The organism is Buttiauxella sp. AC142, assembly GCF_979253435.1.
Genome location: NZ_CEEDCH010000001.1, coordinates 695,899 through 708,086, shown reverse-complemented (window position 1 = coordinate 708,086; position 12,188 = coordinate 695,899). Strand labels below are relative to the sequence as shown.

The 12,188-nt window shown below is 49.0% G+C and carries 6 protein-coding genes, 2 tRNA genes, 3 rRNA genes and 1 pseudogene; 3 read left to right on the top strand and 9 right to left on the bottom strand.

Features of this window, described 5'->3' with window-relative positions; all coding sequences use genetic code 11:
* Positions 1–5: 5 nt before the first annotated feature.
* Both AC0IWZ_RS03195 and AC0IWZ_RS03190 read right to left on the bottom strand, forming a co-directional pair.
* Positions 6–803 carry an endonuclease/exonuclease/phosphatase family protein gene (locus AC0IWZ_RS03195; protein WP_034493561.1) on the bottom strand — a complete coding sequence of 266 codons (798 nt, stop codon included), beginning with the start codon at positions 801–803 and terminating at the stop codon, positions 6–8.
* Between the two features lie 150 nt (positions 804–953).
* Positions 954–2,129 (bottom strand): MFS transporter, encoded by a 1,176-nt coding sequence (locus AC0IWZ_RS03190; RefSeq protein WP_471678182.1) that lies wholly within the window; start codon positions 2,127–2,129, stop codon positions 954–956.
* A 104-nt stretch (positions 2,130–2,233) separates the two neighbouring features.
* On the opposite strand from AC0IWZ_RS03190, the pseudogene yafC reads away from it, so the two are divergent.
* Positions 2,234–3,147: pseudogene (gene yafC / locus AC0IWZ_RS03185) on the top strand (DNA-binding transcriptional regulator YafC).
* On the opposite strand, the gene dkgB reads toward yafC, so the two are convergent.
* The 7 genes from dkgB to gmhB form a co-directional block, all read right to left on the bottom strand.
* A complete protein-coding gene (dkgB, locus tag AC0IWZ_RS03180; RefSeq protein WP_471678183.1) occupies positions 3,144–3,947 on the bottom strand; it encodes a 2,5-didehydrogluconate reductase DkgB in 804 nt (267 codons plus the stop codon). The pseudogene yafC and the gene dkgB sit on opposite strands and share 4 nt — an antisense overlap.
* A gap of 174 nt (positions 3,948–4,121) precedes the next feature.
* Positions 4,122–4,198 (bottom strand) — tRNA-Asp (locus AC0IWZ_RS03175).
* A gap of 63 nt (positions 4,199–4,261) precedes the next feature.
* Positions 4,262–4,377, bottom strand: a 5S ribosomal RNA gene (gene rrf / locus AC0IWZ_RS03170).
* Between the two features lie 112 nt (positions 4,378–4,489).
* Positions 4,490–7,398: ribosomal RNA gene (locus tag AC0IWZ_RS03165) — 23S ribosomal RNA — on the bottom strand.
* A 218-nt stretch (positions 7,399–7,616) separates the two neighbouring features.
* Positions 7,617–7,692: transfer RNA gene (locus tag AC0IWZ_RS03160), tRNA-Glu, on the bottom strand.
* A gap of 90 nt (positions 7,693–7,782) precedes the next feature.
* Positions 7,783–9,322: ribosomal RNA gene (locus AC0IWZ_RS03155) — 16S ribosomal RNA — on the bottom strand.
* Together the 16S, 23S and 5S rRNA genes with 2 tRNA genes alongside form the textbook arrangement of a ribosomal RNA operon.
* A 397-nt stretch (positions 9,323–9,719) precedes the next feature.
* Complete coding sequence (gmhB, locus tag AC0IWZ_RS03150) at positions 9,720–10,286, bottom strand: D-glycero-beta-D-manno-heptose 1,7-bisphosphate 7-phosphatase (protein ID WP_115630703.1); 567 nt, start codon at positions 10,284–10,286, stop codon at positions 9,720–9,722.
* 190 nt (positions 10,287–10,476) lie between these two features.
* On the opposite strand from gmhB, the gene metN reads away from it, so the two are divergent.
* Both metN and AC0IWZ_RS03140 read left to right on the top strand, forming a co-directional pair.
* The gene (gene metN / locus AC0IWZ_RS03145; protein WP_410373897.1) at positions 10,477–11,508 is read left to right on the top strand and encodes a methionine ABC transporter ATP-binding protein MetN; all 1,032 of its coding nucleotides are present in this window, start codon (positions 10,477–10,479) and stop codon (positions 11,506–11,508) included.
* A complete protein-coding gene (locus AC0IWZ_RS03140) occupies positions 11,501–12,154 on the top strand; it encodes a methionine ABC transporter permease MetI (protein WP_034493533.1) in 654 nt (217 codons plus the stop codon). The genes metN and AC0IWZ_RS03140 overlap by 8 nt, the downstream gene beginning before the upstream one ends.
* Positions 12,155–12,188: the final 34 nt, after the last annotated feature.

Sequence of the window (12,188 nt, the reverse complement as noted above, 5' to 3'; positions counted from 1 at the left end):
TTACTTCAATCAGGTTTGCCGGGACGGAATTCGACTAGTAGAGGGTTGTGGTCAGACGCGCGGGTAACCAGAACAGAGGCTTCCGTAACATTTAATCCACGATAAAAAACGAAATCGAGAGGACGACCAAAAGCCCGACGGCGATGATCGTCAGTAAAGCGCACCTCACGCAGAGTCATCTCGCGAGCAAAGCGGTAGAGTGCATTCATGCGAGGGCGACTCCAGGCATTAAAATCGCCTGCCATAATAATCGGCCCATTATGATGGCCAATTTGATCACCAATTGGCCCAAGTTGCTTACTGTAAACATCCACACCCAGGCTGAAATTCACGGCATGAATATTCACGACCATTAATAAACGGCCATCAGGCAGCGGGTAAACTGTTACTAACGCGGATTTAGACAAACGTAGAATCGGTTCACGTTCGCGCAGTGGGCAACAGTAGACAGGATGTGCGGCAGACAACGTCATCACGCCAGAGGGGTGTTGAGGCAATACAAACGCCGGAACCTGATCTGCGGCCAGATAATTACTGGTCGCAAATTTTACCAGTTCAGGAGTGGCTTGCGCTTCCTGCAACAAGACGAGGTGAGCATCTTTACCAAAATTTTGCAGCACCGAAAGCCACTCAGCTCGTTGCTGCTTGAAAATATTCCATACCAATACTTTTAAGGAAGCCTCGCTCGGCAAAGGTTCCCCGGGTGGCAATGCCTGACCAATAGTTGCAAAGGAGCCAGGAGGCAGAATGCGTTCTGCTGGCTGACCGGCAACATATCTCATGGCATAAGTATTTTTGCGCACTTTTTTACTAATGACCTCTGTAACCAAAGAAGCCTCCATATCGAAGGCTGTCTTTCAGTTATAGGGACTTTAGTGCAGAGTTTCAACGACCAATTCAAACCATTGATGAACAAGACCGTATGCAATTGCTAACGATCTTGTTTAAATGAGTTACCCGACAGCAATTTCTCGGCGGGAATCAAGTCGGCCACTTAACGTAATTAAAAGTAATGCACCAACAACAATCACCGCGCCAATCCAGGGAGTTTGCGCCAAACCAAAGCTTTGAACCGTTTGACCGCCAATAACAGAACCTAATGCGATCCCAACGTTAAAAGCCGCGATATTCAGACCAGAAGCAACATCTACCGCATTTGGCGTGTAAAGCTCAGCCTTCTGCACAACATACACCTGCAAACCAGGTACATTGCCGAAGGCGAAAATCCCCATGATTAACACCGTCACTAAAGCACCAATATGTGAACTAGCCGTAAACTGGAACACCAGGAGTAATGCGGCAAGTGCTGCAAAAATGAATTTCAAGGCAGGCACAGCACCATGACGGTCAGCAAGTTTTCCGCCCCAGATATTCCCTATTGCTACGGAGATGCCATAGCCTAATAAAATCCAGCTCACTGCTGCTGGCGAATAACCTGCAAGGTCCTGCATCATCGGAGCCAGGAAGGTAAATGCCGTAAACACGCCACCGTACCCCAAAGCTGTTATCGCATAAATGATCAACAAACGCGGGTGAGTCATCACTTTCAGTTGATCTTTAATACTGGCAACCACTCGAGTTGGAATATCTTTAGGCACCAAAATTGTGCTGCTAATTAATGCGATTACACCGATAGCCGACACTGCGAGGAACGTTTCGCGCCAACCAAAATGCTGACCAATGAACGTCCCGAGAGGTACGCCAGTAACCAAAGCAACGGTTAAACCACCAAACATAATCGCAATGGCAGATGCCGCTTTCTCTTTAGGGACCAGACTGGTTGCGATGGTTGAGCCAATTGAGAAGAACACGCCATGCGCAAGTCCTGTCAGAAGACGAGCAATAACGAGGGTTTCATAGTTTGGCGAAAGCCAGGCTAACAGATTACCCGCGGTAAATAATGCCATCAGACCAATCAGTAATTGCTTACGAGGCAATCTCCCGGTTAATGCCGTCAAAACAGGAGCGCCCACAGCGACGCCCAACGCGTAAATAGAGACTAACAATCCAGCAGAAGGTAATGAAATTGAAAGTTGGTCAGCGATTGTTGGTACCAGCCCAACAATGACAAATTCTGTAGTACCGATTGCAAATGCACTGATAGTCAGCGCCCATAGTGCCAGAGGCATAATTTACTCCATAGCAGGTGTCTTTTGATGACACGCAGTATGGCGTGATGGTTAAATAACAAAAACATGCAAAATCTCAATACAATTTTGTCTCAGGAGCAATAATGAAGGCCACCTCTGAAGAACTGACGATCTTTGTCGCCGTTGTGGAAAGTGGAAGTTTTAGTCGTGCAGCGATACAGCTCGAACTGGCTAATTCAGCTGTGAGCCGCTCGGTGAAAAAATTAGAGATGAAGCTAGGGGTAACACTTCTAAATCGCACAACGCGCCAGCTGAGCCTTACAGAGGAAGGGGAACGCTATTTCCGTCGCGTACAACAGATCTTGCAAGAGATGGCAGCGGCTGAAAATGAGCTAATGGAAACGCGACAAAGACCTCGGGGTTTACTGCGCATTGACGCCGCGACCCCTGTGATGCTCCACCTCTTGATGCCGCTCATTAAACCTTTCCGTGAACGCTATCCAGAGATAACGCTTTCGCTAATTTCCTCAGAGACATTTATTAACCTGATTGAACGTAAAGTCGATGTTGCCATTCGCGCAGGAACGTTGACGGATTCAACACTTCGGGCCAGACCCTTTTTCACCAGCCAGCGTAAAATTATTGCTTCTCCTGAATATTTAGCACAAAACGGAATACCGCTAAGTGCAGAGGATCTTCAGGATCATATCTGCCTGGGTTTCTCTGAAACAGAAAGTTTGAACAAATGGCCGGTTGCCCAAACTGATGGATTACAGTATGACATTACACCGGGAATAACCTCCAATAGCGGTGAAACACTCAAGCAACTTTGCCTGACCGGGAATGGTATTGCCTGCCTGTCTGACTACATGATTAATAAAGAAATAGCTGAAGGGAAGTTTGTGGAATTACTTGCAGACAAACTGCTCCCCGTAGAAATGCCATTCAGTGCGGTGTATTACAGCGATCGTGCCGTCAGCAGCCGGATTAGAGCATTTATTGATTTTCTAAGTGAGCATGTGCAACAGCCCCCGCAGGGGCTGTAATGGAAGATTAATCCCAGAGTGGAGCCAGACCTTCCGGGCTAACCAGTCGATCGTTACAGTCCAGTTCAGTAATGGCCATCATATCTTCCTCATCGAGCATGAGAGTCTGCGATCGTAGATTACTTTGCAGATTCTCGCGTTTTGTTGAAGAAGGAATAACCGCATAACCCAACTTCATTGCCCATGCCAAAATAACCTGAGCCGGAGTTGCATTATATTTCTGCGCAATTCTTCTAATGACTTCATCTTTCAGTGCCTTACCATAGGCAAGAGTCATATATGAGGTGATATGGATATTATGTTCATGTGCCCAATCAACGACTTTGCGGTTGTGCAAATACGGTGAAAGCTCAATTTGGTTGGTCGCTATATTTTCAGCCCCCACCGCTTCAATTGCCTGCTGCATCAGGTCGATAGTGAAGTTAGAAACACCAATATTGCGCGTTAGTCCTTCTTTTTTCGCTTCAAGTAACGCCTGCATAAACTCTGCGACTGGCACAGCATCATTGGATGATGACCAGTGAATTAGAGTCAAATCGACATAATCTGTACGCAATTTGCGTAGACTTTCTTTCAGGCTTGGGATTAATTTTTCTTTGCTTAGATTCTCAATCCAGATTTTAGTGGTGATAAAAAGCTCACTACGTGCAACACCACTTTCTTCAATAGCCTGCCCTACAGCAGCTTCATTCTCATAAATTTGTGCTGTATCGACCGCGCGGTAACCTAATTCAAGCGCTGTTTTTACTGATGCGATCACTACATCGTCTTTTAAACGAAATGTACCTAAACCAAATGCAGGAATTGTCATTTTTTACCTCGTTGGGGATATATGTTTGTTATACGAGGATTATGCAGCGGATAACTTTGCTAACAAAGTCAGATAATTGCAGAAGATATTTGCGTTAAACACAATAATAGAGAGACATGCTGAATTTTATGCATAAAAAAGCCCTGAGTCTAAAAGACTCAGGGCTTAAATAAGTGGCGGAACGGACGGGACTCGAACCCGCGACCCCCTGCGTGACAGGCAGGTATTCTAACCGACTGAACTACCGCTCCACCGAATTTCTTTCTTACTACCACCAGATGTCACATTCTGGCTTTTACTGCTTTGAATTTGGAGCCTGGCAGTTCCCTACTCTCGCATGGGGAGACCCCACACTACCATCGGCGCTACGGCGTTTCACTTCTGAGTTCGGCATGGGGTCAGGTGGGACCACCGCGCTACTGCCGCCAGGCATATTCTGTTTCATCAACCGTTATGCTGTTCACACAACCATCGACTTAAAATCTCGGTTCAAGCTGAAAATCAAATGCTTAGTCTCTCAACCAAAACACCTTCGGTGTTGTAAGGTTAAGCCTCACGGATCATTAGTACTGGTTAGCTCAACGTATCGCTACGCTTACACACCCAGCCTATCAACGTCGTAGTCTTCAACGTTCCTTCAGGACCCTTAAAGGGTCAGGGAGAACTCATCTCGGGGCAAGTTTCGCGCTTAGATGCTTTCAGCGCTTATCTTTTCCGCATTTAGCTACCGGGCAATGCCATTGGCATGACAACCCGAACACCAGTGATGCGTCCACTCCGGTCCTCTCGTACTAGGAGCAGCCCCCCTCAATTCTCCAGCGCCCACGGCAGATAGGGACCGAACTGTCTCACGACGTTCTAAACCCAGCTCGCGTACCACTTTAAATGGCGAACAGCCATACCCTTGGGACCTACTTCAGCCCCAGGATGTGATGAGCCGACATCGAGGTGCCAAACACCGCCGTCGATATGAACTCTTGGGCGGTATCAGCCTGTTATCCCCGGAGTACCTTTTATCCGTTGAGCGATGGCCCTTCCATTCAGAACCACCGGATCACTAAGACCTGCTTTCGCACCTGCTCGAGCCGTCACTCTCGCAGTCAAGCTAGCTTATGCCTTTGCACTAACCTCACGATGTCCGACCGTGATTAGCTAACCTTCGTGCTCCTCCGTTACGCTTTAGGAGGAGACCGCCCCAGTCAAACTACCCACCAGACACTGTCCGCAACCCGGATCACGGGTCTACGTTAGAACATCAAACATTAAAGGGTGGTATTTCAAGGTTGGCTCCATGCAGACTGGCGTCCACACTTCAAAGCCTCCCACCTATCCTACACATCAAGGCTCAATGTTCAGTGTCAAGCTATAGTAAAGGTTCACGGGGTCTTTCCGTCTTGCCGCGGGTACACTGCATCTTCACAGCGATTTCAATTTCACTGAGTCTCGGGTGGAGACAGCCTGGCCATCATTACGCCATTCGTGCAGGTCGGAACTTACCCGACAAGGAATTTCGCTACCTTAGGACCGTTATAGTTACGGCCGCCGTTTACCGGGGCTTCGATCAAGAGCTTCAGCTTGCGCTTAACCCCATCAATTAACCTTCCGGCACCGGGCAGGCGTCACACCGTATACGTCCACTTTCGTGTTTGCACAGTGCTGTGTTTTTAATAAACAGTTGCAGCCAGCTGGTATCTTCGACTGCCTTCAGCTCCATCCGCGAGGGACTTCACCTACCGACAGCGTGCCTTCTCCCGAAGTTACGGCACCATTTTGCCTAGTTCCTTCACCCGAGTTCTCTCAAGCGCCTTGGTATTCTCTACCTGACCACCTGTGTCGGTTTGGGGTACGATTCGTTGTTACCTGATGCTTAGAGGCTTTTCCTGGAAGTGCGGCATTTGTTACTTCAGCACCGTAGTGCCTCGTCATCACACCTCAGCGTTAGATAAGAGTCCGGATTTACCTAAACTCTCCGCCTACATGCTTAAACCGGGACAACCGTCGCCCGGCTAACATAGCCCTCTCCGTCCCCCCTTCGCAGTAACACCGAGTACAGGAATATTAACCTGTTTCCCATCGACTACGCCTTTCGGCCTCGCCTTAGGGGTCGACTCACCCTGCCCCGATTAACGTTGGACAGGAACCCTTGGTCTTCCGGCGAGCGGGTTTTTCACCCGCTTTATCGTTACTTATGTCAGCATTCGCACTTCTGATACCTCCACCAGACCTCACAGTCCAGCTTCAACGGCTTACAGAACGCTCCCCTACCCAACAACGCATAAGCGTCGCTGCCGCAGCTTCGGTGCATGGTTTAGCCCCGTTACATCTTCCGCGCAGGCCGACTCGACCAGTGAGCTATTACGCTTTCTTTAAATGATGGCTGCTTCTAAGCCAACATCCTGGCTGTCTGTGCCTTCCCACATCGTTTCCCACTTAACCATGACTTTGGGACCTTAGCTGGCGGTCTGGGTTGTTTCCCTCTTCACGACGGACGTTAGCACCCGCCGTGTGTCTCCCGTGATAACATTCTTCGGTATTCGTAGTTTGCATCGGGTTGGTAAGCCGGGATGGCCCCCTAGCCGAAACAGTGCTCTACCCCCGAAGATGAGTTCACGAGGCGCTACCTAAATAGCTTTCGGGGAGAACCAGCTATCTCCCGGTTTGATTGGCCTTTCACCCCCAGCCACAAGTCATCCGCTAATTTTTCAACATTAGTCGGTTCGGTCCTCCAGTTAGTGTTACCCAACCTTCAACCTGCCCATGGCTAGATCACCGGGTTTCGGGTCTATACCCTGCAACTTAACGCCCAGTTAAGACTCGGTTTCCCTGCGGCTCCCCTATACGGTTAACCTTGCTACAGAATATAAGTCGCTGACCCATTATACAAAAGGTACGCAGTCACCCCATAAAAGAGGCTCCCACTGCTTGTACGTACACGGTTTCAGGTTCTGTTTCACTCCCCTCGCCGGGGTTCTTTTCGCCTTTCCCTCACGGTACTGGTTCACTATCGGTCAGTCAGGAGTATTTAGCCTTGGAGGATGGTCCCCCCATATTCAGACAGGATACCACGTGTCCCGCCCTACTCTTCGAGTTCACAGCATGTGCATTTTTGTGTACGGGAGTATCACCCTGTACCCTGCGACTTTCCAGACGCTTCCACTAATACACAAACTGATTCAGACTCTGGGCTGCTCCCCGTTCGCTCGCCGCTACTGGGGGAATCTCGGTTGATTTCTTTTCCTCGGGGTACTTAGATGTTTCAGTTCCCCCGGTTCGCTTCGTTAAGCTATGTATTCACTTAACGATAGTGCAACGAATTGCACTGGGTTTCCCCATTCGGAAATCGTCGGTTATAACGGTTCATATCACCTTACCGACGCTTATCGCAGATTAGCACGTCCTTCATCGCCTCTGACTGCCAGGGCATCCACCGTGTACGCTTAGTCGCTTAACCTCACAACCCGAAGATGTCTCGTGAGACACAATCGATGTTGTGAAAATTTGAGAGACTCGAACATATCGTATTCCCATTCCTTATTACGGAGGAATGAGACGACATGTCGTTTCAATTTTCAGCTTGTTCCGGATTTTTAAAGAGCAATATCTCAAACGTGACTCGAAAGTCAGTTTTGAGATATTTATTGATAATGTCTTTCACATCATTATCGAAGATGGCGTCCCCAAGGGGATTCGAACCCCTGTTACAGCCGTGAAAGGGCAGTGTCCTGGGCCTCTAGACGATGGGGACACGAATGATCCTTTGCAGGATATCGCTTTTTGCTCATTTACTTCTATCAGACAATCTGTGTGAGCACTACGCAAGTTCGTATCTTTCAGGTAAGGAGGTGATCCAACCGCAGGTTCCCCTACGGTTACCTTGTTACGACTTCACCCCAGTCATGAATCACAAAGTGGTAAGCGCCCTCCCGAAGGTTAAGCTACCTACTTCTTTTGCAACCCACTCCCATGGTGTGACGGGCGGTGTGTACAAGGCCCGGGAACGTATTCACCGTAGCATTCTGATCTACGATTACTAGCGATTCCGACTTCACGGAGTCGAGTTGCAGACTCCGATCCGGACTACGACGCACTTTATGAGGTCCGCTTGCTCTCGCGAGGTCGCTTCTCTTTGTATGCGCCATTGTAGCACGTGTGTAGCCCTACTCGTAAGGGCCATGATGACTTGACGTCATCCCCACCTTCCTCCAGTTTATCACTGGCAGTCTCCTTTGAGTTCCCGGCCGAACCGCTGGCAACAAAGGATAAGGGTTGCGCTCGTTGCGGGACTTAACCCAACATTTCACAACACGAGCTGACGACAGCCATGCAGCACCTGTCTCACGGTTCCCGAAGGCACTAAGGCATCTCTGCCGAATTCCGTGGATGTCAAGAGTAGGTAAGGTTCTTCGCGTTGCATCGAATTAAACCACATGCTCCACCGCTTGTGCGGGCCCCCGTCAATTCATTTGAGTTTTAACCTTGCGGCCGTACTCCCCAGGCGGTCGACTTAACGCGTTAGCTCCGGAAGCCACTCCTCAAGGGAACAACCTCCAAGTCGACATCGTTTACGGCGTGGACTACCAGGGTATCTAATCCTGTTTGCTCCCCACGCTTTCGCACCTGAGCGTCAGTCTTTGTCCAGGGGGCCGCCTTCGCCACCGGTATTCCTCCAGATCTCTACGCATTTCACCGCTACACCTGGAATTCTACCCCCCTCTACAAGACTCTAGCCTGCCAGTTTCGAATGCAGTTCCCAGGTTGAGCCCGGGGATTTCACATCCGACTTGACAGACCGCCTGCGTGCGCTTTACGCCCAGTAATTCCGATTAACGCTTGCACCCTCCGTATTACCGCGGCTGCTGGCACGGAGTTAGCCGGTGCTTCTTCTGCGAGTAACGTCAATCACTGCGGTTATTAACCACAATGCCTTCCTCCTCGCTGAAAGTACTTTACAACCCGAAGGCCTTCTTCATACACGCGGCATGGCTGCATCAGGCTTGCGCCCATTGTGCAATATTCCCCACTGCTGCCTCCCGTAGGAGTCTGGACCGTGTCTCAGTTCCAGTGTGGCTGGTCATCCTCTCAGACCAGCTAGGGATCGTCGCCTAGGTGAGCCATTACCTCACCTACTAGCTAATCCCATCTGGGCACATCTGATGGCAAGAGGCCCGAAGGTCCCCCTCTTTGGTCCGAAGACGTTATGCGGTATTAGCTACCGTTTCCAGTAGTTATCCCCCTCCATCAGGCAGTTTCCCAGACATTACTCACCCGTCCGCCGCTCGTCACCCAGGAGCAAGCTCCCTGTGCTACCGCTCGACTTGCATGTGTTAGGCCTGCCGCCAGCGTTCAATCTGAGCCATGATCAAACTCTTCAATTAAAAGCTTGATTTGCTTCAACTCGTGAAGCGGTGCTCAAAAATTAACTTTCGTAATAATTCAACTAAATGAATTACTGCTTGGTCACTCTTCAAGACTTGATATTTTTTTGATACCCGAGGGTATCTGAGATATCAATCCTGCGAGTGCCCACACAGATTGTCTGATAAATTGTTAAAGAGCAGTGAGTTACGCGCTTTCGCTTGCTAACTCGAGGTGGCGTATATTACGCCTTCCTCTTTCAGAGTCAAGCGTTTATTTTCGCTTTTCATCTGGCTGACGGGCCGGTTTGTAAGCCGTTGTGCCGTGTCAGTGGAGGCGCAGTATAGGGATTTTCTGGGAGCTGACAACCCCTAATTTCAAAATCATGACCGAACGCTTATTTTTCGAGCGCCACGTCTATTTTTGACGCGCTTTAATCGCTTTTGGCAGGTCGCTGAGGCTATTAATTACCAAATCTGCCGCCGCTTCGCTTTCTTCAGTCACTGGCTTACCGCTGCGAACCAGCACTTTTGTCCCTACTTGTGCCGCTGATGCCGCCTGCATGTCTTCTAGTTTGTCGCCAACCATATAAGAAGAGGCCATATCTATATGTAGAAACTCTTGAGCGGAAAGCAACATACCCGGTTGCGGTTTGCGGCAATCACAGGTTTGGCGAAACTCTTCTACTATTGCCTCTGGATGATGCGGACAATAATAGATGCCATCAAGATCAACACCACGGTCTGCTAAAGACCAGTCCATCCATTCTGTAAGATTTTCAAAATCCGCTTCAGTAAACATGCCGCGGGCGATACCTGACTGATTGGTGACAAGCACTAACGCATAGCCCATTGCTTTTAACTCACGCATTGCATCAATTACACCATCAATGAACTCAAACTGATCAACTTCATGGACATAGCCATGATCAACATTAATGGTGCCATCACGATCGAGAAAAATAGCGGGAACAGACTGTGCCACTTGGAAACTCCTGAAACTGGGATTATTAGCGGTAGTATCGCATGATTTCTTATCCTGGCGGGAATAGACAATCATTCGCAGATTGATTTAGACGTCTGGATGCCTTAACATCCATATCGATAACGGTCATCGCCCGTTGTCGGCAGCAGAAAATGCCACGGCTTACACTCATACGATAATAAATAACCTAATGATTAAACTTTCGAATATCACCAAAGTGTTCCAGCAAGGGAATCGCAGCATCCAGGCATTGAATAATGTCAGTTTGCATGTTCCTGCCGGGCAAATTTATGGCGTGATTGGCGCATCAGGTGCTGGGAAAAGCACACTTATCCGTTGCGTAAACCTGCTTGAGCGTCCAACGCAAGGTTCAGTCCTGGTTGATGGCCAGGAACTGACCACGCTTTCTGAAAGCCAACTGACCAAGGCACGCCGTCAGATTGGCATGATTTTTCAGCATTTTAACTTGCTCTCTTCCCGTACGGTTTACGGCAATGTTGCATTACCGTTGGAGCTGGATAATACGCCGCGCGAAGAAATCAAACGTCGGGTATCAGAGTTGCTCGACCTGGTCGGGCTGAGCGAAAAGCACGATGCTTATCCAGCCAACTTGTCCGGCGGGCAAAAACAGCGCGTAGCGATTGCGCGTGCGCTGGCAAGCAACCCTAAAGTGCTTTTGTGTGATGAAGCCACCAGCGCACTTGATCCAGCAACAACACGTTCGATTCTGGAATTGCTGAAAGATATAAACCGCCGTCTTGGCCTGACGATTCTCTTAATTACTCATGAAATGGATGTTGTAAAACGCATCTGTGATTGCGTCGCAGTCATTAGTGACGGTGAGTTAATAGAGCAAGACACTGTAAGCGAAGTGTTCTCTCATCCGAAAACACCTCTTGCGCAGCAATTTATTCAATCAACTTTGCATCTGGATATCCCGGAAGATTACGCCCAGCGTTTAAGCACAAAGAAAAACGAGACTACCGTTCCGCTGCTTCGCCTGGAATTTACCGGCCAGTCTGTTGATGCGCCGCTTCTTTCCGAAACCGCACGCCGCTTTAATGTGAACAGCAATATCATCAGCGCGCAGATGGATTACGCCGGTGGTGTGAAGTTCGGCATTATGCTGTGCGAGCTGCATGGAGAACATCAGGATATGGACGCTGCAATCGCATACTTGCAGCAGCAACATGTAAAAGTAGAGGTGCTGGGTTATGTCTGAGCCAATGATGTGGTTACTCCTTAAAGGAGTGTATGAAACGCTGGCGATGACGTTTGTGTCCGGCTTCTTTGGCTTTGTTCTGGGACTTCCTGTGGGCGTGCTTCTTTATATTACCCGCCCAGGCCAAATCAGCGCGAACGCGAAGCTTTATAACAGCCTGTCAGCGCTGGTAAATATCTTCCGTTCCATTCCGTTCATTATATTACTGGTATGGATGATTCCATTTACCCGGATGATTGTCGGAACCTCGATTGGTCTACAAGCTGCAATCGTGCCGTTAACAGTAGGCGCAGCACCATTTATTGCTCGTATGGTAGAAAACGCCCTGTTGGAAATTCCATCAGGCCTGATTGAAGCCTCACGTGCGATGGGCGCGACGCCAATGCAAATTATCCGCAAAGTATTGCTGCCTGAAGCACTGCCAGGTTTGGTGAATGCGGCGACCATCACACTGATTACTCTGGTTGGCTATTCTGCAATGGGCGGCGCCGTGGGCGCTGGCGGTTTAGGTCAAATTGGTTATCAATACGGTTATATCGGTTATAACGCTACCGTGATGAATACGGTATTAGTGTTATTGGTGGTATTAGTGTATTTAATTCAATTCTCAGGCGATCGTATCGTCCGGGCTGTAACTCACAAATAATACGTTCAACACAACATCGTTTTTTACACATAGT

Excerpts from the sequence above, each read along its gene's own strand:
- AC0IWZ_RS03140 (WP_034493533.1), top strand. The coding sequence starts at position 11,501 with ATGTCTGAGCCAATGATGTGGTTACTCCTTAAAGGAGTGTATGAAACG.
- metN (WP_410373897.1), top strand. The coding sequence starts at position 10,477 with ATGATTAAACTTTCGAATATCACCAAAGTGTTCCAGCAAGGGAATCGC.
- AC0IWZ_RS03190 (WP_471678182.1), bottom strand. The coding sequence starts at position 2,129 with ATGCCTCTGGCACTATGGGCGCTGACTATCAGTGCATTTGCAATCGGT.
- dkgB (WP_471678183.1), bottom strand. The coding sequence starts at position 3,947 with ATGACAATTCCTGCATTTGGTTTAGGTACATTTCGTTTAAAAGACGAT.